This is a genomic window from Cedecea sp. VD22, assembly GCF_037150195.1.
In the GTDB taxonomy this organism is placed as follows: Bacteria; Pseudomonadota; Gammaproteobacteria; order Enterobacterales; family Enterobacteriaceae; genus Cedecea.
In genome coordinates, this window is record NZ_JBBCPX010000010.1 from 53,080 (window position 1) to 75,172 (window position 22,093).

General features: G+C 54.9%; 23 protein-coding genes. 9 read left to right on the top strand and 14 right to left on the bottom strand.

The window, feature by feature from the left end; translation table 11 throughout:
- Positions 1 to 53: 53 nt before the first annotated feature.
- A complete protein-coding gene (treC, locus tag WFK85_RS16740; protein WP_166995044.1) occupies positions 54 to 1,712 on the top strand; it encodes an alpha,alpha-phosphotrehalase in 1,659 nt (552 codons plus the stop codon).
- A 143-nt stretch (positions 1,713 to 1,855) separates the two neighbouring features.
- On the opposite strand, the gene WFK85_RS16745 is transcribed toward treC, so the two are convergent.
- Positions 1,856 to 2,386, bottom strand: a complete 531-nt coding sequence (locus WFK85_RS16745) for an NAD(P)H-dependent oxidoreductase (protein WP_166995042.1) — start codon at positions 2,384 to 2,386, stop codon at positions 1,856 to 1,858.
- Positions 2,387 to 2,486: 100 nt separating this feature from the next.
- Here WFK85_RS16745 and WFK85_RS16750 point away from each other — a divergent pair, with 100 nt between their 5' ends.
- The 3 genes from WFK85_RS16750 to nrdG all read left to right on the top strand — a co-directional run bounded on the left by WFK85_RS16750 (position 2,487) and on the right by nrdG (position 6,418).
- Positions 2,487 to 3,368, top strand: a complete 882-nt coding sequence (locus WFK85_RS16750) for a LysR family transcriptional regulator (RefSeq protein ID WP_008454738.1) — start codon at positions 2,487 to 2,489, stop codon at positions 3,366 to 3,368.
- A 295-nt stretch (positions 3,369 to 3,663) separates the two neighbouring features.
- Positions 3,664 to 5,799: an anaerobic ribonucleoside-triphosphate reductase gene (gene nrdD / locus WFK85_RS16755; RefSeq protein ID WP_008454740.1), complete on the top strand. Its 2,136-nt coding sequence runs from the start codon at positions 3,664 to 3,666 to the stop codon at positions 5,797 to 5,799.
- 154 nt (positions 5,800 to 5,953) lie between these two features.
- Positions 5,954 to 6,418 carry an anaerobic ribonucleoside-triphosphate reductase-activating protein gene (gene nrdG / locus WFK85_RS16760; protein ID WP_008454741.1) on the top strand — a complete coding sequence of 155 codons (465 nt, stop codon included), beginning with the start codon at positions 5,954 to 5,956 and terminating at the stop codon, positions 6,416 to 6,418.
- Positions 6,419 to 6,448: 30 nt separating this feature from the next.
- Here nrdG and WFK85_RS16765 read toward each other — a convergent pair whose 3' ends face one another.
- On the bottom strand, positions 6,449 to 6,802 hold the full coding sequence (locus WFK85_RS16765) for a winged helix-turn-helix transcriptional regulator (protein WP_008454744.1): 354 nt from the start codon (positions 6,800 to 6,802) through the stop codon (positions 6,449 to 6,451).
- A gap of 120 nt (positions 6,803 to 6,922) precedes the next feature.
- Between WFK85_RS16765 and WFK85_RS16770 the strand changes: the two genes are divergently transcribed.
- Positions 6,923 to 7,453 carry an NAD(P)H-dependent oxidoreductase gene (locus WFK85_RS16770; protein WP_336708965.1) on the top strand — a complete coding sequence of 177 codons (531 nt, stop codon included), beginning with the start codon at positions 6,923 to 6,925 and terminating at the stop codon, positions 7,451 to 7,453.
- Positions 7,454 to 7,593: 140 nt separating this feature from the next.
- Here the strand turns inward: WFK85_RS16770 and WFK85_RS16775 are convergent, their stop codons facing one another.
- On the bottom strand, positions 7,594 to 8,247 hold the full coding sequence (locus tag WFK85_RS16775; RefSeq protein WP_336708964.1) for an NAD(P)H-binding protein: 654 nt from the start codon (positions 8,245 to 8,247) through the stop codon (positions 7,594 to 7,596).
- A 20-nt stretch (positions 8,248 to 8,267) separates the two neighbouring features.
- Complete coding sequence (locus WFK85_RS16780) at positions 8,268 to 8,696, bottom strand: YhbP family protein (protein ID WP_336708963.1); 429 nt, start codon at positions 8,694 to 8,696, stop codon at positions 8,268 to 8,270.
- A gap of 53 nt (positions 8,697 to 8,749) precedes the next feature.
- Here WFK85_RS16780 and WFK85_RS16785 point away from each other — a divergent pair, with 53 nt between their 5' ends.
- Positions 8,750 to 9,043, top strand: coding sequence for a GIY-YIG nuclease family protein (locus WFK85_RS16785; RefSeq protein WP_336708962.1), 294 nt, complete (start codon positions 8,750 to 8,752; stop codon positions 9,041 to 9,043).
- Here WFK85_RS16785 and WFK85_RS16790 read toward each other — a convergent pair.
- Positions 9,040 to 9,543: a GNAT family N-acetyltransferase gene (locus WFK85_RS16790; RefSeq protein WP_008454760.1), complete on the bottom strand. Its 504-nt coding sequence runs from the start codon at positions 9,541 to 9,543 to the stop codon at positions 9,040 to 9,042. The two genes, WFK85_RS16785 and WFK85_RS16790, sit on opposite strands and share 4 nt — an antisense overlap.
- Entirely contained in the window at positions 9,537 to 10,061 is a 525-nt protein-coding gene (gene ubiT, locus WFK85_RS16795; RefSeq protein WP_039288056.1) for a ubiquinone anaerobic biosynthesis accessory factor UbiT, read from the bottom strand. Before ubiT ends, WFK85_RS16790 begins: the two co-directional genes overlap by 7 nt.
- Positions 10,062 to 10,316: 255 nt before the next feature.
- Here ubiT and ubiU point away from each other — a divergent pair, with 255 nt between their 5' ends.
- From ubiU to WFK85_RS16810, 3 genes are all read left to right on the top strand, one after another.
- Positions 10,317 to 11,312: a ubiquinone anaerobic biosynthesis protein UbiU gene (gene ubiU / locus WFK85_RS16800; protein ID WP_008454763.1), complete on the top strand. Its 996-nt coding sequence runs from the start codon at positions 10,317 to 10,319 to the stop codon at positions 11,310 to 11,312.
- Positions 11,313 to 11,320: 8 nt separating this feature from the next.
- Positions 11,321 to 12,199, top strand: coding sequence for a U32 family peptidase (locus tag WFK85_RS16805; protein WP_442892315.1), 879 nt, complete (start codon positions 11,321 to 11,323; stop codon positions 12,197 to 12,199).
- Between the two features lie 143 nt (positions 12,200 to 12,342).
- On the top strand, positions 12,343 to 13,350 hold the full coding sequence (locus tag WFK85_RS16810) for a luciferase-like monooxygenase (RefSeq protein WP_008454765.1): 1,008 nt from the start codon (positions 12,343 to 12,345) through the stop codon (positions 13,348 to 13,350).
- 41 nt (positions 13,351 to 13,391) lie between these two features.
- Here the strand turns inward: WFK85_RS16810 and mtr are convergent, their stop codons facing one another.
- From mtr to rbfA, 8 genes are all read right to left on the bottom strand, one after another.
- Positions 13,392 to 14,636 carry a tryptophan permease gene (mtr, locus tag WFK85_RS16815; protein WP_336708960.1) on the bottom strand — a complete coding sequence of 415 codons (1,245 nt, stop codon included), beginning with the start codon at positions 14,634 to 14,636 and terminating at the stop codon, positions 13,392 to 13,394.
- A gap of 153 nt (positions 14,637 to 14,789) precedes the next feature.
- Positions 14,790 to 16,718, bottom strand: coding sequence for a DEAD/DEAH family ATP-dependent RNA helicase (locus WFK85_RS16820; RefSeq protein WP_008454769.1), 1,929 nt, complete (start codon positions 16,716 to 16,718; stop codon positions 14,790 to 14,792).
- Positions 16,711 to 16,788, bottom strand: a complete 78-nt coding sequence (gene yrbN / locus WFK85_RS16825) for a protein YrbN (protein ID WP_099458804.1) — start codon at positions 16,786 to 16,788, stop codon at positions 16,711 to 16,713. The genes WFK85_RS16820 and yrbN overlap by 8 nt, the downstream gene beginning before the upstream one ends.
- A 110-nt stretch (positions 16,789 to 16,898) precedes the next feature.
- Entirely contained in the window at positions 16,899 to 17,783 is an 885-nt protein-coding gene (nlpI, locus tag WFK85_RS16830; RefSeq protein WP_008454770.1) for a lipoprotein NlpI, read from the bottom strand.
- Between the two features lie 117 nt (positions 17,784 to 17,900).
- The gene (gene pnp / locus WFK85_RS16835; RefSeq protein WP_008454773.1) at positions 17,901 to 20,030 is read right to left on the bottom strand and encodes a polyribonucleotide nucleotidyltransferase; all 2,130 of its coding nucleotides are present in this window, start codon (positions 20,028 to 20,030) and stop codon (positions 17,901 to 17,903) included.
- 247 nt (positions 20,031 to 20,277) lie between these two features.
- Positions 20,278 to 20,547, bottom strand: a complete 270-nt coding sequence (gene rpsO, locus WFK85_RS16840) for a 30S ribosomal protein S15 (protein WP_008454776.1) — start codon at positions 20,545 to 20,547, stop codon at positions 20,278 to 20,280.
- A 154-nt stretch (positions 20,548 to 20,701) separates the two neighbouring features.
- Positions 20,702 to 21,646 (bottom strand): tRNA pseudouridine(55) synthase TruB, encoded by a 945-nt coding sequence (gene truB, locus WFK85_RS16845; protein WP_336708959.1) that lies wholly within the window; start codon positions 21,644 to 21,646, stop codon positions 20,702 to 20,704.
- Positions 21,646 to 22,047: a 30S ribosome-binding factor RbfA gene (rbfA, locus tag WFK85_RS16850; protein ID WP_008454782.1), complete on the bottom strand. Its 402-nt coding sequence runs from the start codon at positions 22,045 to 22,047 to the stop codon at positions 21,646 to 21,648. The genes truB and rbfA overlap by 1 nt, the downstream gene beginning before the upstream one ends.
- Positions 22,048 to 22,093 lie beyond the last annotated feature (46 nt).

Below are 22,093 nucleotides of genomic sequence, written 5' to 3' on the forward strand. Positions count from 1 at the left end.
TTTGTCATCAGTTTATGGGGCAATTCCGCCCCTTCAGCTAGCAGGAACTCGCTATGAATATCACTCCTCCGTGGTGGCAGAACGGCGTCATCTACCAGATTTACCCGAAGAGTTTCCAGGACACGACCGGCAGCGGGACCGGCGATCTGAAGGGCGTGATTCAGCGTCTGGATTACCTCAAAACGCTGGGTGTAGATGCCATTTGGCTGACGCCGTTTTATGTGTCGCCTCAGATAGATAACGGCTACGACGTCGCTGACTACTGCGCGATAGATCCGACCTACGGCACGCTGGAAGATTTTGATTTGCTGGTGGCCGAAGCCCACCAGCGCGGTATTCGTCTGGTGCTCGATATGGTGTTTAACCACACCTCCACGGAGCACGACTGGTTCAAGCAGGCGCAGGATAAACACAGCCCGTACCGCGAGTTCTATATCTGGCGCGACGGCACGCCGGATATTCTGCCGAATAACTGGCGTTCTAAGTTTGGCGGCAACGCCTGGCAGTGGCAGGCGGAAACCGGGCAATACTATCTGCATCTTTTCGCGCCTGAGCAGGCAGACCTTAACTGGGAAAACCCGACGGTTCGCGCCGAGCTGAAGAAGGTTTGCGAGTTCTGGGCCAACCGTGGCGTAGACGGCCTGCGCCTCGACGTAATTAACCTGGTTTCAAAAGACCAGACGTTCCCGAATGACGTGCACGGCGGGGATGGGCGTCGTTTTTACACCGATGGCCCACGGGTTCACGAGTACCTGCGGGAATTCAGCCGCGATGCCTTTAAGCCGCTCGGCCTGATGACCGTCGGCGAGATGTCCTCCACCTCGCTGGATAACTGCCAGAAATATGGCGCTCTCGACGGCAGCGAGCTGTCGATGACCTTTAACTTCCATCACCTCAAGGTGGATTATCCTGGCGGTGAGAAATGGACGCTGGCAAAACCTGACTACGTGGAGCTGAAGTCAATCTTCAACCACTGGCAGCAGGGTATGCACAACGTGGCATGGAACGCGTTGTTCTGGTGTAACCACGACCAGCCGCGCATAGTTTCCCGTTTTGGTCACGAAGGCGAGCTGCGAACCACCTCCGCGAAGATGCTGGCGATGGTGCTGCACGGCATGCAAGGCACGCCGTACATCTATCAGGGGGAAGAGATTGGGATGACCAATCCGCATTTCTCCAGCATCGATCAGTACCGCGACGTGGAAAGCCTGAATATGTTTGCCGAGCTGCGAACCCTTGGACGCGACAGCAACACGCTGATGGCTATTCTTGCCAGTAAGTCACGCGACAACAGCCGCACGCCGATGCAGTGGGATGCGGGCAGTAATGCCGGCTTTAGCGAAGGCACGCCGTGGATTGGCCTGTGCGATAACTACCAGACGGTCAACGCCGCAGCGGCGCTGGAGGACAAAGAGTCGGTCTTCTATACCTACCAGCAGTTGATCAAGCTGCGTAAGGCCGAGCCGGTGCTGACCTGGGGGAATTATCAGGATCTGCTGCCGGAGCACCCGCTGGTGTGGAGCTACAGCCGCCAACATGAAGGCCAGACGCTGGTAGTTGCCGCAAACCTTAGCGCAGAGGCGCAATGGCTGCAGCTGGAAGGGCACGAAGGTGAATGGGAAGTACTGATGAGTAACTACGCTGATGCCGCCCCTAAACCTGCGGAGATGAGCCTGAGGCCGTTTGAGGCGGTGTACTGGATTAAGCGTTAGTCTGATTACTGACAACCCCCAATGTCGCTTCTGACCCTCACCCTACCCCTCTCCCTGAAAGGGAGAGGGAATAGATTGAGTACTGCTTTACCCCGTTGTTTGCCCCCTCGCCCCTTTGGGGAGAGGGCCGGGATGAGGGGAAATCACCCTTTTAGCGCCTGAACCCGGCTCAGCCAGCCGTTAACGCCTTCGTCGATCAGCACTTCCGTAATCGTATTCGCCCCCTGAATAAGCGCAGGAGCCTGCCATATCATACCGGTCTTATTCGCCATCGCGTGGAACGGCAGCAGCAGCTCTTCCACCGTGTAGCGGTTAGCACCTTCTGCACGATAAGCCTCCGCCTGGCCGCCCGTCGACGTCATGACCATCAGCTTTTTGCCGTGCAGCGCGGTGCCGTTAGTCCCGTAGGCAAAGCCAAAGGTTAGCACCTGATCCTGCCAGTCTTTCAGGATCGCCGGGGAGCTGTACCACCAGAACGGGAACATCAGCACAATCGCGTCATGTTCCACCAGCAGCGCCTGTTCACGCTCAACGTCAATCTGATGATCCGGGTACTCACGCTTAAGTTCGTGCACGGTGACGCCTGCGATGCTTTTCAGGGCCGTAACGCCAGCGCGGTTAATACGAGATTCTTCAGGGGCACGATGTGCCGCCAGCACTAATATTTTATTCATCTTTCAGACCTCATTTTTGGGATGAGGCTATCTTTTCAGATGACAGGACTTACCTGTAGTCCATAACATGGCACATCTGTTTCAACCAAAGGTTACAAGCATGATGCTTTCCGCTGACGTTCATCGGCTCATTCCCGCTTTTCTGGCGGCGGCAGACTGCCAGAGTTTTTCCGAGGCAGCCCGTCAGTTGGGCATTACGCCCGCGGCGGTGAGCAAAAGCATACGTCAGCTTGAACTGCGGCTGGGCATCGTGCTCTTTGTGCGCAATACGCACTTTGTGGTGCTGACCGAAGAAGGGACTGCGCTGCGTGAAGAGGTCGCTCCGCTGTGGCAGGCGCTGAACCAGGCGCTGGTTAATCCGGGGGCGGAACCTTCGGGGCTGCTGCGCGTCAGCGTGATCCCTGGCTTTGGCCGTCACTGCCTGATGCCGATCCTGGCCGAATTCCAGCGGCGCTATCCGCTGATTCGCTTTGAGATGTCGATGGAAGCCCGCAGCGTCAACCTCATTGGCGAGCGCATTGACGTGGCCATCGGCCACCGCACGGTAAGAGATAACCGCGTGGTGGCGCGCGAACTGTATACCTCGAAAATGATTACGGCGGCGTCACCGGCCTATTTAGCTCAACACGGAACGCCACAAACGCCAGAAGATCTCGCGAAGCATCGCTGCCTCATCCACCGCAACTCCGGCACCGGGCGCCTTCAGCAATGGATGAATAACGAAACGCTGTTTGATGAGCCTTCAGCCTGGTTTATCTCCACCTCGCCAGATTCTCTGATGGATGCCGCGCTGTCCGGCATGGGGATCGTTTATCTCGCCGACTGGTATCTCACCCGTCCCATCACCGAAGGCAAATTAGTGCCGATTTTGCAGGGTTCAGCCCCCGAGCCGCAGCAGCTCTGGGTGAAGTATGCCGGAGGAAAAATCCCGCCAAAGACTCGGGTGTTTGTAGAATATTTATACGAAAAATTAATCGGATAATTTCCCTCCCATAGACAACGCCCGCCGTTTCTACCGCCCCCGATTTACTTTGTTCTGAATCAATAAAATCGCAAACATGTTTGATGCAAATCACTATATATAGAACTTAGAATGCATCCCGGCCCTACATGTTGTATTCATCGACTATTATAACGACAAGGCCCTCAGGATAAGCTTGGGGATTATCTGTGGATAAAAAGGGCCAACTTTCGGGAAATTTTGACAGGACAACTGGCTACGAGCTCCCGGAGATCCCCCTACATTTGTGGATAACCTAAAAATAAACGGAGAAATCATGACACCGCATGTGATGAAAAGAGACGGGTGCAAGGTACCTTTCACTTCAGAGCGCATCAGAGAAGCCATTCTGCGTGCAGCTAAAGCAGCGGGAGTCGATGACGCGGACTATTGCGCCACCGTCGCAGATATCGTCAGTCAGCAGATGGCCGGTCGCAGCCAGGTCGACATCGGCGAGATCCAGGTCGCCGTGGAAAACCAGCTCATGGCCGGAAACTACAAGCAGCTGGCGCGCGCCTATATTGAGTATCGCCATGACCGCGATATTGAGCGCGAGAAGCGTGGCCGCCTGAACCAGGAAATTCGTGGCCTGGTTGAGCAGACTAATTCCGCCCTGCTCAACGAGAACGCTAACAAAGACAGTAAAGTGATCCCCACTCAGCGCGACCTGCTGGCCGGGATCGTCGCCAAGCACTATGCCAAGCAGCACCTGCTGCCGCGCGACGTGGTGCTCGCGCACGAGCGCGGCGATATTCACTATCACGATCTCGACTACTCTCCGTTTTTCCCGATGTTCAACTGCATGCTTATCGATCTCAAAGGTATGCTGACCCACGGTTTTAAAATGGGTAACGCCGAAATCGAACCGCCAAAATCCATTTCTACCGCAACGGCGGTTACCGCGCAGATCATCGCCCAGGTTGCCAGCCATATTTACGGCGGAACCACCATCAACCGCATCGACGAAGTGCTGGCCCCGTTTGTGACCGAAAGCTTTAACAAGCACCGTAAAATTGCTGAAGAGTGGCAGATCCCCGACGCGGAGGGATATGCTCACTCCCGCACCGAGAAGGAGTGCTACGACGCCTTCCAGTCCCTTGAATACGAAGTGAATACCCTGCATACCGCCAACGGGCAGACGCCGTTTGTCACCTTTGGTTTTGGCCTCGGTACCCGTTGGGAATCACGCCTGATCCAGACTTCGATTCTGCGCAACCGCATCGCCGGCCTGGGTAAAAATCGCAAGACCGCGGTGTTCCCAAAACTGGTCTTTGCGATCCAGGACGGTCTGAACCATAAGTTCGGCGACGCCAACTACGACATTAAGCAACTGGCACTGGAATGCGCGTCCAAACGCATGTACCCGGACATTCTTAATTACGATCAGGTGGTGAAAGTCACCGGCTCGTTTAAAACGCCAATGGGCTGCCGCAGCTTCCTCGGCGTATACGAAGAAAACGGCGAGCAGATCCACGACGGGCGTAACAACCTCGGCGTGATCAGCCTGAACCTGCCGCGCATTGCGCTGGAAGCCAAAGGGGATGAAGCCACCTTCTGGAAATTGCTGGACGAACGCTTACTGCTGGCGCGTAAAGCGCTGATGACCCGCATTGCCCGCCTGGAAGGCGTCAAAGCCCGAGTGGCCCCGATCCTCTATATGGAAGGCGCCTGCGGCGTGCGCCTGAAGGCCGACGACGACGTGTCTGAGATCTTTAAAAATGGCCGGGCGTCCATTTCCCTGGGCTACATCGGCATCCACGAAACGGTGAACGCCCTGTTCGGTAATCAGCACGTGTATGACAGCGAAGCCCTGCGTAAGAAAGCTGTTGCTATCGTGGCTCGTCTGCGCGAAGCCACCGACAGCTGGAAGGCAGAAACCGGCTACGGCTTTAGCCTCTACAGCACGCCAAGTGAGAACCTGTGCGACCGCTTCTGTCGTCTGGATACCGCTGAGTTCGGCGTCGTGCCTGGCGTTACCGACAAAGGCTACTACACCAACAGCTTCCACCTCGACGTGGAGAAAAAGGTGAATCCTTACGACAAAATAGATTTCGAAGCACCTTACCCACCTCTGGCTAACGGCGGCTTCATTTGCTACGGCGAGTACCCGAACATCCAGCACAACCTGCGGGCGCTGGAAGATGTGTGGGATTACAGCTATAAGCACGTGCCTTACTACGGCACCAATACGCCAATCGATGAATGCTACGAGTGCGGCTACACCGGCGAGTTCGAATGTACCAGCAAGGGCTTTACCTGCCCGAAATGCGGTAACCACGATGCGGCGCGCGTGTCGGTTACCCGCCGCGTATGCGGTTATCTCGGCAGCCCGGACGCACGTCCGTTTAACGCCGGCAAGCAGGAAGAAGTTAAGCGCCGAGTGAAGCACCTGGGCAACGGGCAGATCGGTTAAGCCATAAAGCGAACTCCCCTCACCCTAACCCTCTCCCCTAAGGGGAGAGGGAACAGTCTGTGTAAATACTTACGCCGCGCGCTAGTTTTCTCCCTCTCCTGTGACAGAGGGCCGGGGTGAGTGAGACAGCTATGGCGTCAATTGAGATGCGAAAATGAATTATCACCAGTACTACCCCGTCGACATCGTCAATGGCCCCGGCACTCGCTGCACGCTGTTTGTCTCAGGCTGCGTGCATGAATGCCCCGGCTGCTACAACAAAAGCACCTGGCGCGTAAATTCGGGCATGCCGTTTACCGCAGAAATGGCCGATCGCATTATTACCGACCTGAACGACACCCGCGTTAAACGCCAGGGAATCTCGCTTTCGGGCGGCGATCCGCTGCATCCGCAGAACGTGCCCGAGATTCTAAAGCTGGTGCAGCGCGTGCGTACTGAATGCCCGGGCAAGGACATCTGGGTGTGGACGGGATATAAGATCGATGAACTGAACGCCGCACAGCAGGAAGTGGTAGCGTTAATCAACGTGCTGGTGGACGGTAAGTTTGTTCAGGATTTAAAAGACCCGGCGCTTATCTGGCGAGGCAGCAGTAACCAGGTCGTTCATCATCTGCGTTAAATCAGGCTTCCCGATAGCCGGCGGGAAGCTTCACTGCAGCACATCATGACGATGCACGTTTCCCCATTCACACATCATATCCAAAACCGGGATCAGCGACTTACCACGCTCTGAAAGGCTGTACTCTACCTTGGGTGGAATTTGCGGATATTCGTTCCGGATAATCAACCCGTCATTCTCCAGTTCTTTCAGCGTCAGGCTCAGGGTTCTGAACGAGATAGTCTCAATGCTGCGCTTGAGCTCGTTGAAGCGAATCACCGGCTTATGCTCAGCCAGCGCATAGAGAATGATCATTTTATATTTCCCATTCACCAGCGACAGCGTGTAGGCAAAGCCCGTGTCGCCCATAAATGCGCAAGAATCCGGCACAGCCTTTTCGCTCATAACACTATCCTTTGGTATAGTACATATCAACAATGACAGTATTGTACTTTAATTTAAAGCTCCCTATGATGCAAACATCAAACAAACGATAATGGACAGCGACCTCAAGAGGAATTAACCATGAAGACGTTAATTGTTGTTATTCATCCGAATATTAATGAGTCTAAAATTAATAATCGCTGGGTAAGTGAATTAGAAAAGCATCCAGCGTTATATACCGTCCACAATCTTTATCAGGCTTATCCAGATGGTGTTATTGATGTGGAAAGCGAGCAGAAACTGATTGAACAACACGATAAAATTATTCTGCAATTTCCGCTGTACTGGTTTAACAGCCCACCGTTGTTAAAGCAGTGGCTGGATGAGGTCTTTACCTATGGCTGGGCCTACGGCTCTACCAGCGGGCATCAGCTCAGAGGCCGTAAGTTCGCGCTGGCGGTAAGCGCCGGTATCAAAGAGGAGGATTTTTCTCGTGATGGGCGCTATCAGCATTCGTTACAGGAAATACTTCTGCCGTTTGAAATGACCGCGAAATACGTCGAAGCGGATTATCAGCCTTTCTACGCATTTTATGGCGCCGAATATGAAGTTTCCGCCCAGCAACTGGAAAGCAGTGCTAAAGGATATATTGATTACCTGCAGTCCTTTTAATATTTAGCCTTTAACACCTGACAGTTATCTTCTCAATAGTTTATTGAGCGGCATGCCTTTGCTATTAAAAAGCCATGTAATAATGTGGCTTTTATTTACAAAACCAACGTAAATAATGCCACATAAGCTCTCTGGAACAATTACTCCACGGCATACTGCTGAGCGCGTTCTCGTAGTTCGGCAGAATTAACAATCGTTACTCCTTCCCGAACGGGGTTGAACGCTTCAAAAAGCAGGGCTTTTGCCACGTCCAACGATTCAATGGCTTTGAGATTGCCGGGCAGCATTTTAAAAATCGGCAGCATGACGACTTCGTTTAAGCGACGGGTTTGGCGATGTCCCAGCAGCATTGAGGGGCGGGCAACAGTCAGACGCGGCCAGGTTTGCGCTATCAGCGTATCTTCCATTTCACCCTTCACGCGGTTGTAGAAGAACGGCGAGCGGCTGTTCGCGCCCAGCGCGCTGACCACCAGCATCTGTTTTGCCCCAAGCCGCTGGCCCGTAAGAGCGGCGTCCAAGACAAGTGTGTAATCGACCAGGATAAACGCCTCTTTGCTGCCGGCCTCGCGAAGTGTTGTACCCAGGCAGCAAAAGACCGTATCAACCGGTTCCGTGACCTGCGCGAACGCGTCTGACAGCTGTGGATCGTGTGGATTAACAACCTTGTTCAGCGCTACCGGCAGCGGACGGCGGGTGGGTGCCACAATCGAGGTAACGCGCGATTCCTGACTAAGCAGGCGGAGTAAATGGCCGCCCACAAGCCCCGTGGCGCCGACGATCAGAACACGACTCATACTGCCTCCTGAGAATGAATTTACTCGTCACGTAGCCAGTGTAGCTTTTTCCCGAAGCCGAGCGTGTTGTCAGTCATTTTTAGCTCATCCAGCCGAATTTCCCACATCGGGGCCGACATGACTTTGGCTATCGGGAAACGCTTCAGGTAGCGAATACGAAAGTCGGCCGCTTCTTCTGCCGCCAGCAGACGAATTTCCCCCCGGAACTGTACGCCCCGGATAAGCGCCACGGTTTTGGGCTGGCCGTTTATCGTCCCGGCGACCGGGGCCTGCTCCCCAATCAGCTCACCGTGGTGGGATGAAGTCTCGCTCAACAGATAAAAGGCCACGCGTTCAGGGTCGAAAATGTAAAACGCGTTCGCGCACCAAAGCGAATGCCCACTGCCCACGCAGTAGCTGAGAACATGTTGTTTTGTCAGCCAGCGGCTGATGGCATTGAGTGATTCCATCGTCATCCTGAACAGTGTTACTCTGCGACAAATGTTAATTATGCGCCCGCCCTATGACTCCCTGGTATCTCTATTTAATTCGCTGCCCAGATAACCGCCTTTATACCGGCATCACCACCGACGTAGCTCGCCGCTTTGCCCAGCATCAGTCAGGGAAAGGAGCCAAGGCGCTGCGCGGCAAGGGGGAGCTGGATCTGGTATTTAGTCAGGTGGTGGGCAACCGGTCGCTGGCGCTGCGGGCCGAATACCGAATTAAACAGTTGAGCAAGGCCGAGAAAGAGCGGCTGGTAGTGGGCAAGGTAGCCCTTGAAGACCTGCTCGCAAGCCTTCAAGGGGAAACTCGCTAAACGGTGTTGAAGTGGTCAGAATATTCTACCAGGCCACTGACGCCGTTCAGGGCATCATCCGCCAGCGGATGAACCTGGAATGCCGCTTCGGTGCCAGGCCAGCGGCAGCGCAGATCGTAACGGGCCGCAGGCTGGAAGCCAAGATGACCATACATCTCCGGCGAACCCAGCGTGACCACGGCGGCATAGCCAAACTCATTCAGAGAATCCAGCCCTTCGTATACCAGCTGTTTGGCAATGCCCTGCCCGCGAACCGACTCATCTACCGCCAGCGGTGCAAGCCCCACCCACTGCAGCTCTTCGCCTTCTACAGCGACCGGGCTGAAGGCCACGTAGCCAATCACCTGCCCTTCATCGTCGGTGGCGACGAGACCCAGCGTTAACAGCCCGTCTTCCCGCAGTGCTTTCACCAGCTCAGCTTCACCCTCACCTTCAAAGGAACGGCGCAGCAGCGCGTCGATGCCGGGTGCATCAATGGGAATTTCTACACGAATTAACATGGCTCACCTATCGAATTACCTTCAGGAGCGGCGTTGTGTTTCAAACCCGCCTCAACAAAATCAGCCAGCTGTAATAGCAGGATGCGCAGCGGTTTAGGCATGGCATCCAGCTCAATGGCATCCATTAGATTCTTCACATACAACCCGAGTTCCGTGTCGCCTTCAATGACCAGACGACGCTGGAAAAACAGGGTATCAGGATCCTGCTTGCGAGCGGCGATCAGCAACAGATCGTTGGCCTCAGCGCTAAAGCTCACATCTGCAGGTGCATCGTCGCACACCAGCAGCTTATTGTCCTCAACGGAAGTAAACCACTTCAGGCCCAGATCGCGTACTTCAATACTTAGCCAGCGGCCTGCCAGAAAGTCCAGCTCGCCATCCTGCAGCGCCTGACGGAACTGCCAGCCCAGCACCTGCTCCAGGACCTGACGCTTAACGGCAAAAGGGGTTAGCTTGACCGGAACCCGCAGCAAAGAAGGACCAGCCTGAACCAGGCGAGAACGCAGTTTATCGAACACGGGTTTAACTCCTTTAAAAGATTTGTCGCTATTTTGCCATAACGACAATTCCCGATGGCGCGCCAAATCAACAATTCCGCAGGTTGCTGCGGGGCCGAATTGGCGGCGGCGACACTAAGCAATACGCCTTTCTCTGCCCCAAATCAAAAATTGTCGCCGACAGGTTAACTAAAATCCCGGTTCGTTAACAATTATGCTGCCCGTCCCTGTGCAGCGCGGGCACGTATTCATGCCCCCTATGATTCAGGATAAAATATGGAGTTGCTTTGCCCGGCCGGAAACCTTCCGGCGTTGAAAGCGGCCATCGATAACGGTGCAGATGCGGTGTACATCGGCCTGAAAGATGATACCAATGCGCGTCATTTTGCTGGTCTTAATTTCACCGAGAAAAAGCTGCAGGAAGCCGTCAGCTACGTGCATCTTCGCGGCCGTAAGCTGCATATTGCCATCAATACTTTTGCCCACCCGGACGGCTACTCCCGCTGGCAGCGGGCGGTTGATATGGCCGCCCAACTGGGGGCCGATGCGCTGATCCTGGCAGATTTAGCCATGCTGGAATATGCCGCTGAGCGCTATCCACACATCGAGCGTCATGTATCGGTGCAGGCTTCGGCCACCAATGAAGAAGCGATCCGGTTTTATCATCGCCACTTCGATGTTGCCCGCGTGGTGCTCCCGCGCGTGCTTTCTATTCATCAGGTCAAACAGCTCGCTCGCGTCACGCCGGTGCCGCTGGAAGTCTTCGCTTTTGGCAGCCTGTGCATTATGGCGGAAGGGCGTTGCTATCTTTCGTCTTACCTTACCGGCGAGTCGCCCAATACCGTGGGTGCCTGCTCCCCCGCTCGCTTTGTACGCTGGCAACAGACGTCCCAGGGGCTGGAGTCCCGTCTCAACGACGTGCTGATTGACCGCTATCAAGACGGCGAAAATGCGGGCTATCCCACCCTCTGCAAAGGGCGTTATCTGGTTGACGACAGGCCTTACCACGCGCTGGAAGAACCCACCAGCCTTAACACGCTCGAACTGCTGCCGGAGCTGCTCGCCGCCAATATTGCGTCGGTGAAAATTGAGGGCCGCCAGCGCAGCCCGGCTTATGTGACTCAGGTGGCAAAAGTCTGGCGCCAGGCCATCGATCGCTGCATGGCCGATCCCAAAGGCTACCAGGCCCAACCTACCTGGATGGAGACCCTGGGATCTATGGCCGAAGGCACGCAAACAACGCTTGGTGCCTATCACCGCAAATGGCAGTAGGGAAAAGCATGAAATATTCATTAGGGCCGGTGCTTTACTATTGGCCAAAAGAGACGCTGGAAAAGTTTTATCAGGCCGCGGCGAAAAGCCGGGCCGATGTGATTTACCTGGGCGAAGCGGTATGCAGCAAGCGCCGGGCAACCAAAGTTGGCGACTGGCTGGATATGGCGAAAATGCTCGCAGGCCAGGGCAAGCAGGTGGTGCTTTCCACGCTGGCGCTGGTGCAGGCTCCGTCAGAATTGGGGGAGCTGAAGCGCTACGTAGAAAACGGCGACTTTCTGATTGAAGCCAATGATATCGGCAGCGTGAATATGGCCGCCGAGCGCAAACTGCCGTTTGTCGCCGGGCATGCGCTCAACTGCTACAACGCCGTGACGCTGCGCCTGTTATTAAAACAGGGCATGACGCGCTGGTGTATGCCGGTCGAGCTTTCCCGCGACTGGTTAGCCAATATGCTCCAGCAGTGCGATGAGCTCGGCATTCGTGACAAATTCGAAGTGGAAGTGCTGAGCTACGGCCATCTGCCGCTGGCTTATTCCGCCCGCTGCTTTACCGCCCGCTCCGAAGACCGCGCAAAGGACGAATGCGAAACTTGCTGTATTAAGTACCCCAATGGCCGGGATATGCGCTCTCAGGAGCAGCAGCAGGTCTTTGTGCTGAACGGCATTCAGACCATGAGCGGCTATGTCTATAACCTCGGCAATGAGCTGACGTCGATGAAAGGGCTGGTGGATATTGTTCGTCTGTCCCCCATGGGCTTAGGGACGCTGGATATTTTGAACGCCTTCCGCGCTAATGAGAACGGTAGCGCACCGCTGCCGCTGGCCAACCGCAGCGACTGTAACGGCTACTGGCGACGCGTCGCCGGGCTGGAGCTTCGGGCCTGATAATAGCTCACTTTGTTAACAAATTTGGTCATCGTTTAATGCACTATTAAAAGTGCAGCTTTTCTGGCCGGCGCGGTATTCCTGCGCCAGGCTGGAAGAAGACCTTCAATCTGATGACTACGCTGTAACTAAAGTGAGCGGTTATGACTGACAAAAATGTTGCTTTCTCGGTGCTGGATTTAGCGCCGATCCCTCAAGGCTCCTCGGCGCAGGAGGCTTTTTCCCACTCTCTGGATCTCGCCCGGTTGGCCGAAAAACGCGGCTACCATCGCTACTGGCTGGCGGAACATCACAATATGGTCGGTATTGCCAGCGCGGCAACCTCGGTGCTAATTGGTTACCTGGCCGCGAATACCACCACGCTGCATTTAGGTTCCGGCGGCGTGATGCTGCCGAACCATTCACCGCTGGTGATTGCCGAGCAGTTCGGTACCCTCAATGCGCTTTATCCGGGGCGTATCGATCTCGGACTTGGTCGTGCGCCGGGCAGCGATCAGCCGACCATGAGGGCGCTGCGACGCCATATGAGCGGCGACGTGGATAACTTCCCCCGGGATGTTGCTGAGCTGGTGGACTGGTTTGATGCCCGCGATCCGAACCCGCATGTACGCCCCGTCCCAGGTTATGGCGAAAAGGTACCGGTCTGGCTATTGGGCTCCAGCCTGTACGGCGCTCAACTAGCGGCACAGCTGGGCCTGCCGTTTGCTTTTGCCTCGCACTTTGCGCCAGATATGCTGTTCCGGGCGCTGCAGCTCTACCGCGAAAACTTCAAGCCGTCCGAGCGGCTGGCAAAACCTTACGCGATGGTCTGCATCAATATCGTGGCGGCAGACAGCACCCGCGATGCCGAGTTCCTGTTTACTTCCATGCAGCAGGCTTTTGTTCGCCTCCGTCGCGGTGAAACCGGGCAGCTTCCGCCACCGGTGGAGAATATGCACCAGCTTTGGTCTGCCTCTGAGCAATATGGGGTTCAGCAGGCACTGAGCATGTCTCTGGTGGGGGATAAAGCGAAGGTGCGCCACGGCCTGGAGTCCGTTCTGCGCGAAACTGAAGCGGATGAAATTATGGTTAACGGCCAGATTTTCGATCACCAGGCGCGCTTACATTCGTTCGATTTGGCCATGCAGGTGAAAGAAGAGCTTTTAGGCTAACGTGGTGTGGGGCCCTCTCAGCTCGGAGGGCCCGTTAGCATTTACTTATAGACCGGCAGGACGTCGAAGGTAGACAAGATGTGTACCAGCGCATTGCCCACGCCAAAGATCAGAATCAGGACGATCATCGGCTTGCCACCCCAGACGCGGAATTTCGGGCTGCCAAAGCGTTTACGTGATTTTCTCGCCAGCAGCGCAGGGACAATGGCCGCCCAGATCGTCGCCGCCAGTCCCGCATAGCCAATCGCATACAGGAAGCCGTTCGGCCACAGCAGGCCACCGACAATCGGCGGGACGAAAGTCAGCAGTGCCGTTTTCAAACGCCCCAGTGCGGAATCGTCAAACCCAAACAGATCCGCCAGGTAATCGAACAGCCCCAACGTGACGCCGAGGAATGAGCTCGCCACCGCAAAGTTCGAGAACACCACCAGTAACAAATCCAGGCTTCGGCTGTTGAGCACGCCGCTCAGCGCCTGCACCAGCACGTCAATGTTGCCGCCCTTCTCCGCTATGCCAATAAACTCAGGGCGTGGAATATTCCCCATCGTTCCCAGCAGCCAGATGGTATACAGCCCCAGCGCCATCAGCGTGCCGTAAACCAGGCAGCGAATAATGGTGCGAGGATCTTTGCCGTAATACTTCATCAGGCTAGGTACATTGCCGTGATAGCCAAAAGAGGCCAGGCAGAACGGCAGCGTCATTAATAAATAGGGCGTGTAGGAGGCATTGCTCTCCGCCACGTTAAATAGCGTTACTGGCGTGACGTGCCCAAGCAGGCTGCCGAAGGTCAGGAAGAAAGTGATGACTTTGGCACCAAGCACAATGGCCGTCATGCGGCTAACCGCTTTGGTACTCAGCCAGACGATAAACGCCACAGCCAGCGCAAAGGCGAGCCCCGCCAGGCGAGCCGGCACGTCCAGCGACATCTCTGAAAACGTATGATGCAGGATGGAGCCGCTGGCAGAAATATAGGCGTAAGTCAGGATATAAAGCACAAACGCAATCGACAGGCCGTTGATCGCGTTCCAGCCGCGCCCCAGCAGATCTTTAGTGATAGTGTCGAAGCTGGAGCCGATGCGGTAGTTCAGGTTCGCCTCCAGGATCATCAGCCCGGAATGCAGCATGCAGAACCAGGTGAAGACCAGCGCAGCCAGCGACCAAAAGAACCAGGCCCCCGACATCACCACCGGGAGCGAAAACATCCCTGCACCAATGATTGTCCCACCGATGATCATCACCCCGCCAATTAACGAAGGCTTTGTGCCGGGGGCGGTTAACGTTGTCATATCGAATCCCTGAAAAACTGAGCACGACGAAATTGTCTTATGCGGTTCATTGTACCAGTACATGAGTACAAAAGGGATAAAAAAAACCCCGATTGCAATAACCGGGGCTTTTATCACTGCCGTTTAAAAATAATACGGCAGATTATAGGTCAATTATGCATCACCGAAGCGACGACGAGCGGTTGCAGCTCCGTCTTCGCGACGCGGGCCACGACCACCTTCACGGCGTTCACCGCTGAAGCTACGGCCAGCACCGGCACCAGCGCCTTCGCGACGTGGGCCACGACCGCCTTCACGACGCTCGCCGCCGAAGCCACGGCCACCGCCGTCACGACCGCCGCGGCGTTCGCCACTACGCTCTGGACGAGGCTGCGCGTCACCCAGCAGTTGCATATTCATCGGCTTGTTCAGAATACGAGTGCGGGTAAAGTGCTGCAGAACTTCACCCGGCATGCCTTTCGGCAGCTCGATGGTGGAGTGGGTCCCGAACAGCTTGATGTTACCGATGTAACGGCTGCTGATGTCGCCTTCGTTAGCGATAGCGCCAACGATGTGACGAACTTCAACCCCATCATCACGGCCCACTTCAATGCGGTACAGTTCCATATCGCCAGCATCACGACGTTCGCGACGCGGACGATCTTCACCACCACGCTCTGGACGGTCGCCACGTGGGCCACGGTCATTACGGTCGCCGCGACGTTCGAAGCGATCGTCACGCTCTTTGAATTCGCGACGTGGGCGCATCGGTGCATCTGGTGGCAGGATCAGAGGACGTTCACCCTGAGCCATTTTCAGCAGTGCTGCAGCCAGCGTTTCGATGTCCAGCTCTTCTTCAGCGGAAGGCTGAATTTTTGCCAGCAGGCCACGGTACAGATCCAGATCGCTGCTTTCCAGCTGCTGCTGAACTTTAGCGGCGAATTTAGCCAGACGACGCTCACCCAGCAGATCTGCGTTTGGCAGTTCTACTTCAGGAATCGTCAGCTTCATGGTGCGTTCGATGTTGCGCAGCAGGCGACGCTCGCGGTTCTCAACGAACAGCAGCGCACGGCCAGCACGGCCAGCACGACCGGTACGGCCGATACGGTGAACGTAAGACTCGGAGTCCATCGGGATGTCGTAGTTAACAACCAGGCTGATACGCTCCACGTCCAGGCCACGGGCCGCAACGTCGGTGGCGATCAGGATATCCAGACGACCATCTTTCAGGCGCTCCAGGGTCTGCTCACGCAGCGCCTGGTTCATGTCACCGTTCAGCGCGGCGCTGTTGTAACCGCTACGCTCCAGCGCTTCAGCCACTTCCAGAGTCGCGTTTTTGGTACGAACGAAGATAATCGCCGCATCAAAGTCTTCTGCTTCCAGGAAACGAACCAGCGCTTCGTTTTTACGCATGCCATAAACAGACCAGAAGCTCTGGCTGATGTCCGGGCGAGTAGTCACGCTGGACTGAATGCGCACTTCCTGAGGATCTTTCATGAAGCGACGGGTAATACGACGAATCGCTTCCGGCATGGTGGCAGAGAACAGCGCGGTCTGATGTTCAGCCGGGATCTGCGCCATGATGGTTTCAACGTCTTCGATGAAGCCCATACGCAGCATTTCGTCCGCTTCGTCCAGGACCAGACCTTTCAGGCCGGACAGGTTCAGAGTGCCGCGTTTCAGGTGGTCAAGCAGACGCCCTGGGGTACCCACAACAATCTGTGGTCCCTGACGCAGAGCGCGCAGCTGCACGTCATAACGCTGACCGCCGTAAAGGGCAACAACGTTCACGCCGTGCATGTGTTTAGAGAAATCCGTCATGGCTTCAGCAACCTGAACCGCCAGTTCGCGGGTCGGGGCCAGCACCAGGATTTGCGGTGCTTTCAGCTCAGGATCGAGGTTGTTCAGCAGCGGCAGAGAGAACGCTGCGGTTTTACCACTACCGGTCTGGGCCATACCCAGAACGTCGCGGCCATTCAGCAGGTGTGGGATACACTCAGCCTGAATGGGTGATGGCTTTTCGTAGCCCAGATCGTTCAGGGCCTGAATGATGGAGGCGTGCAGCCCCAGATCAGAAAAAGTGGTTTCGATGATATCAGTCATGTAGTACATGTGCCTCGTTGATGGCGGCCAGTCTACGTAACTCATCGTGAAATTGATCTGCAATTTTCATTGAAAAGTGTGAACCGGCTCAAATTTGATTGATTAACGAACAAAAACGCCCTCACCCGTGAAGGTGATGACTTTAGTTAAAAAGTTTATGGGACGATCGTTGTTCGTCAGCTATTGCTGGTCCGATTCTGCCAGGTCGTCTTGCTCCTGGCCCAAGAGCGCTAATTCCAACAATGCATAACGATGCTCAACGTAGTTGTGTACGTTGTTAGCAACCGCTAACTTGAACAGTGCCTTGGCGCTGTCCTTATCCCCCAGACTTAGGTAGTACTTACCTAAATAGAAGTTGGTTTCACTGAGATGCTCAGCGAGCGAGGTGTTATCCGTTGCGTCCGCCTTGAGGCGTTCCATTAGCTCTTTTTCGCTAATGTTGCCCAGGTAGAACTCGACAATATTCCATCCCCATTGCTCTCTATCCGATTTCTCGAGACGCTGTTGTAGCGCCACTTTGGCCTGTTTTTCGTCCAAATTGCGTTCAGCAATATAGAGCCACAGGCTACGGAAAGGATCGTTGGGATCGTCTTGATAAAACGCCAGCAGATCATCTTGCGCTAAACGATAACGACCACCGTAATAGAGGGCGATACCGCGATTTAAGTGCGCGTAGTTGTAAGTTGGATCAAGCTCAAGTACAGAATCAAACGCTTCATAGGCAGCATCAAAATTGCCTGCCTGCGTTAAATAAATGCCTAAGTAATTGAATACTTCAGGCATATCGGGACGGATGGCCAGCGCTTGTGAAAAATCATTCCGCGCCAGAGCCCTCAGACCGAGGCTATCATACAACACTCCGCGCTCATATAAAAGCTGTGCGCGTTCGTCATCGGTTAAAGCCCGACTGGCAAGTATTTGTTCCATGCGTGCCAGAATCACTTCCTGCTGCAGCGTAGGCTGCAATGGCACCGCTAATACTTCGTTCTTACGCCAGGCAGAGTTGCTGCATCCGGCCAGCGTGATAGCTGTCGCAACGAAACACCAGCGCAAAAAAGGCTTCATTTCCTACTCCCGAAGACAACAAATGGATGAACGTCCTGTCCCCCGGCTGCAAACGAGACATCCTGTCCCGTAACAAACAGCTCTCCATGTCACCATGGAGAGCTTAATTGGCAAACCTTACTCAGCTTCTGGCGCGGCTGGTGCTGCACCTTCTGCCGGAGACTGCTCGGTTGCTTCTTTAATGCTTAAACGGACGCGGCCCTGACGGTCAACTTCCAGTACTTTCACCGGAACTTCCTGACCCATCTGCAGATAGTCAGTCACTTTCTCTACGCGCTTGTCGGCGATTTGAGAGATGTGAACCAGACCTTCTTTACCGCCGCCGATAGCAACAAACGCACCGAAATCAACGATACGAGTGACTTTACCGTTATAGATACGGCCCACTTCGATTTCCGCGGTGATCTCTTCGATACGACGGATAGCGTGTTTCGCTTTGTCGCCGTCGGTCGCTGCGATTTTAACGGTACCGTCATCTTCGATTTCGATGGTGGTGCCGGTTTCTTCAGTCAGCGCACGAATTACAGCCCCACCCTTACCGATCACGTCTTTGATCTTGTCTGGGTTGATTTTAATGGTGTGAATACGTGGTGCGAACTCAGAAATATCGCCACGCGGTGCGTCGATAGCCTGCTCCATCACGCCCAGAATGTGCAGACGCGCACCCTTAGCCTGGTTCAGAGCCACCTGCATGATTTCGCGGGTGATACCTTCGATTTTGATATCCATCTGCAGCGCAGAGATACCTTCACGGCTACCGGCTACTTTGAAGTCCATGTCACCCAGGTGATCTTCGTCACCCAGAATGTCGGACAGAACAACAAAGTTGTCGCCTTCTTTCACCAGGCCCATCGCGATGCCCGCAACGGCGGCTTTGATTGGCACACCAGCGTCCATCAGTGCCAGAGATGCACCGCACACAGAGGCCATGGAAGAAGAACCGTTAGATTCGGTGATTTCAGAAACCACACGAACGGTGTACGGGAATTTGTCAGCTTCTGGCATAACGGCCAGAACGCCACGCTTCGCCAGACGGCCGTGACCAATTTCACGACGCTTAGGCGAACCTACCATCCCGGTCTCGCCTACGGAGTACGGAGGGAAGTTGTAGTGGAACAGGAAGCTGTCAGTGCGCTCGCCCATCAGCTCGTCCAGCGTCTGTGCGTCACGTGCAGTACCCAGCGTGGCGGTAACCAGCGCCTGAGTTTCACCACGAGTGAACAGTGCAGAACCGTGAGTGCGCGGCAGAACACCAGTACGCACGTCCAGACCACGAATCATGTCTTTTTCGCGGCCATCGATGCGCAGTTCACCAGCCAGGATGCGGCTACGAACAACGTTTTTCTCGATAGCGTGCAGAATGTCAGACAGTTCAGCGGCATCCAGAGATTCGTCTTCTGCGGTCAGCGTCGCGATAACGTCAGCTTTGATGACGTCAACCTGTGCATAACGCTCTTGCTTCTCAGTGATGCGGTAAGCATCGCTCAGACGGGATTCAGCCAGCGCGGCAACGCGCGCATTCAGCGCTTCGTTTACCGCTTCAGGCTGCCAGTCCCAGCGTGGTTTGCCGGCTTCGGCAACCAGCGCGTTGATTTCTTTGATAACAACCTGCTGCTGATCGTGACCGAAGACAACGGCACCCAGCATCTGGTCTTCGCTCAGCAGTTCAGCTTCGGATTCAACCATCAGCACTGCGCTTTCGGTACCGGCAACAACCAGATCCAGCTTGCTGGTTTTCAGTTCTTCAGCGGTCGGGTTCAGCACATACTGGTCATTGATGTAACCAACACGAGCGGCACCGATTGGGCCGTTAAACGGAATACCGGACAGGCTCAGTGCTGCAGAAGCACCGATCATGGCTACGATATCAGGGTGAACCTGCGGGTTAACGGAGACAACGGTGGCGATAACCTGCACTTCGTTGACGAAACCTTCAGGGAACAGCGGGCGAACCGGGCGGTCAATCAGACGCGCAATCAGGGTTTCGCCTTCGCTTGGACGGCCTTCACGACGGAAGAAGCTACCTGGGATACGACCAGCAGCGTAGGTACGCTCCTGATAGTTAACGGTCAGCGGGAAGAAGTCCTGGCCTGGCTTGGCTTTTTTCTGGCCAACAACGGTAACGAATACCGCGGTGTCATCCATGCTTACCATTACAGCAGCGGTAGCCTGGCGAGCCATCATGCCGGTTTCAAGCGTGACCGTATGCTGGCCATACTGGAATTTACGAACGATCGGATTCAGCAAAATAAGATCCTTTAAAATGACGGGCAGCACGTGGCTTCACGCGCCGCCGTTGGTACCCGACCTTCATCGCATCCTCGCGACTAATGACAATCCTAACCCGCTCTGACGGGTAAAGCCTCTCATTAGCCGCGCGAACCTCTGCAATAAAGATCACACTCAGCAACAATACATTAGTTTCCATAGAATTGCTGCCGTCTGGTTGAAAAAAGGGGCCCTTACAGGCCCCTTTTTCTGAAACTCGCAAGAACTAGCGACGCAGACCCAGGCGCTCGATCAGGCCAGTGTAACGTGCTACATCTTTACGTTTCAGGTAGTCGAGCAGTTTACGACGCTGAGAAACCATACGCAGCAGACCACGACGGCTGTGGTGATCTTTTTTGTGCTCTGCAAAGTGACCCTGCAGGTGGTTAATCTGTGCAGTCAGCAGTGCAACCTGAACTTCGGTAGAACCGCTGTCGTTAGTACCACGACCAAACTCGGAAACGATTTTAGCTTTAGCTTCAACGCTTAGAGACATTTTCAACTCCAACATTATAGATAAATAAACAGGGTGCCGATCTCTAATTCAGCAACCCCAGTGCACGCCTGAACCGTTTGTTAAACAATCGGCCAGCCGTTAAGCCGCGCTATTTTACCTGTAGCGCCCTTTTACCGCAAGGTAGCGGCAAAAGTCATACGGGATATTCGACGACCAGACGACGCGGAGCAACCCGGCCCTCGCCATCGATTTCACCCATACCGATGAATTTCTTCTCTTCGCCTTCGGTGACGCGCACCAACCCTTCGGCCTGAACGCCTGCCACCCGAACTGGATTACCGTTTTTAAAGTAGACGGCAACTTCAGGCAGCAAATTCACCAGCGGGAAATCGGAGGCTGGGCTGTCCATCGGCATCAGCAGCGGATCCAGCATTTCCGCTGGCTCGCGCCCCTGCCGATGTGCCTGTTCTACCAGCTCATTAAGCTGCTCCAGAGTGACCATCCGCTCAATCGGATATTTACTTACAGCCAGACGACGCAGGAAGATAACATGCGCCCCACAGCCAAGTTTTTCACCGAGATCGTCAACGATCGTACGAATGTACGTTCCCTTAGAGCAATGGACTTCCAGCTCCAGTTCATCCCCTTCATGGCGAATAAACAACAGCTCGTACACCGTGATTGGGCGAGCTTCACGTTCAACCTCAATCCCCGCGCGCGCGTATTCGTACAGGGGCTTACCCTGATGCTTAAGCGCAGAGTACATCGATGGAACCTGCTCGGTATCCCCGCGGAAGCTCTCCAGCGCGGCAGCAAGCTGCTCGGTGCTAAAGCTAATTGGGCGTTCCTGGACCACAATGCCGTCGGCATCTGACGTGTCCGTGCGCTGCCCAAGTTTGGCAATCACGCGATAACGTTTGTCGGAGTCCAGCAGGTACTGGGAGAACTTCGTCGCTTCACCAAGGCAAATCGGCAGCATACCGGTCGCCAGCGGATCCAGCGCCCCGGTATGACCCGCGCGGTTCGCGTTATAAAGACGTTTTACTTTTTGCAGTGCGTCGTTGGACGAAAGGCCCTGAGGCTTATCGAGCAACAGTACACCATGAATATCACGACCGCGACGACGAGGACGACTCATCAATCCTCCTTGCTGTCGTCCGTATTCACGCGACGCTCGTCATCATGACGGATGACATTGGAAACCAGGTTAGACATGCGCATCCCTTCAACCAGCGAGTTATCGTAGAAGAAGGTCAGCTCAGGCACGATACGCAGACGCATTGCCTTGCCAACTAAAGTTCGGATATAGCCCGACGCGTCCTGCAGAACTTTGATGCCTTCTTTGATGGCATCTTCGTCTTTGTCGTTCAGGAAGGTCACAAATACTTTGGCATACGCCAGGTCACGGGAGACTTCGACCCCAGAAACGGTGGTCATCATGCCCAGACGCGGGTCTTTAATTTCACGCTGCAGGATAATGGCAATTTCTTTCTGCAATTCCTGAGAAACGCGCTGCGGGCGACCAAATTCTTTCGCCATAATAATTTCTCCAGACAAAACGGGGGGCACACGGCCCCCCTAAGAT

What these genes read in the sequence shown, in the direction of transcription:
- treC (WP_166995044.1), top strand. Translation starts at nt 54, where the DNA reads ATGAATATCACTCCTCCGTGGTGGCAGAACGGCGTCATCTACCAGATT.
- WFK85_RS16745 (WP_166995042.1), bottom strand. Translation starts at nt 2,386, where the DNA reads ATGAATAAAATATTAGTGCTGGCGGCACATCGTGCCCCTGAAGAATCT.
- WFK85_RS16750 (WP_008454738.1), top strand. Translation starts at nt 2,487, where the DNA reads ATGATGCTTTCCGCTGACGTTCATCGGCTCATTCCCGCTTTTCTGGCG.
- nrdD (WP_008454740.1), top strand. Translation starts at nt 3,664, where the DNA reads ATGACACCGCATGTGATGAAAAGAGACGGGTGCAAGGTACCTTTCACT.
- nrdG (WP_008454741.1), top strand. Translation starts at nt 5,954, where the DNA reads ATGAATTATCACCAGTACTACCCCGTCGACATCGTCAATGGCCCCGGC.
- WFK85_RS16765 (WP_008454744.1), bottom strand. Translation starts at nt 6,802, where the DNA reads ATGAGCGAAAAGGCTGTGCCGGATTCTTGCGCATTTATGGGCGACACG.
- WFK85_RS16770 (WP_336708965.1), top strand. Translation starts at nt 6,923, where the DNA reads ATGAAGACGTTAATTGTTGTTATTCATCCGAATATTAATGAGTCTAAA.
- WFK85_RS16775 (WP_336708964.1), bottom strand. Translation starts at nt 8,247, where the DNA reads ATGAGTCGTGTTCTGATCGTCGGCGCCACGGGGCTTGTGGGCGGCCAT.
- WFK85_RS16780 (WP_336708963.1), bottom strand. Translation starts at nt 8,696, where the DNA reads ATGGAATCACTCAATGCCATCAGCCGCTGGCTGACAAAACAACATGTT.
- WFK85_RS16785 (WP_336708962.1), top strand. Translation starts at nt 8,750, where the DNA reads ATGACTCCCTGGTATCTCTATTTAATTCGCTGCCCAGATAACCGCCTT.
- WFK85_RS16790 (WP_008454760.1), bottom strand. Translation starts at nt 9,543, where the DNA reads ATGTTAATTCGTGTAGAAATTCCCATTGATGCACCCGGCATCGACGCG.
- ubiU (WP_008454763.1), top strand. Translation starts at nt 10,317, where the DNA reads ATGGAGTTGCTTTGCCCGGCCGGAAACCTTCCGGCGTTGAAAGCGGCC.
- WFK85_RS16805 (WP_442892315.1), top strand. Translation starts at nt 11,321, where the DNA reads ATGAAATATTCATTAGGGCCGGTGCTTTACTATTGGCCAAAAGAGACG.
- WFK85_RS16810 (WP_008454765.1), top strand. Translation starts at nt 12,343, where the DNA reads ATGACTGACAAAAATGTTGCTTTCTCGGTGCTGGATTTAGCGCCGATC.
- mtr (WP_336708960.1), bottom strand. Translation starts at nt 14,636, where the DNA reads ATGACAACGTTAACCGCCCCCGGCACAAAGCCTTCGTTAATTGGCGGG.
- WFK85_RS16820 (WP_008454769.1), bottom strand. Translation starts at nt 16,718, where the DNA reads ATGACTGATATCATCGAAACCACTTTTTCTGATCTGGGGCTGCACGCC.
- yrbN (WP_099458804.1), bottom strand. Translation starts at nt 16,788, where the DNA reads ATGAAAATTGCAGATCAATTTCACGATGAGTTACGTAGACTGGCCGCC.
- nlpI (WP_008454770.1), bottom strand. Translation starts at nt 17,783, where the DNA reads ATGAAGCCTTTTTTGCGCTGGTGTTTCGTTGCGACAGCTATCACGCTG.
- rpsO (WP_008454776.1), bottom strand. Translation starts at nt 20,547, where the DNA reads ATGTCTCTAAGCGTTGAAGCTAAAGCTAAAATCGTTTCCGAGTTTGGT.
- truB (WP_336708959.1), bottom strand. Translation starts at nt 21,646, where the DNA reads ATGAGTCGTCCTCGTCGTCGCGGTCGTGATATTCATGGTGTACTGTTG.
- rbfA (WP_008454782.1), bottom strand. Translation starts at nt 22,047, where the DNA reads ATGGCGAAAGAATTTGGTCGCCCGCAGCGCGTTTCTCAGGAATTGCAG.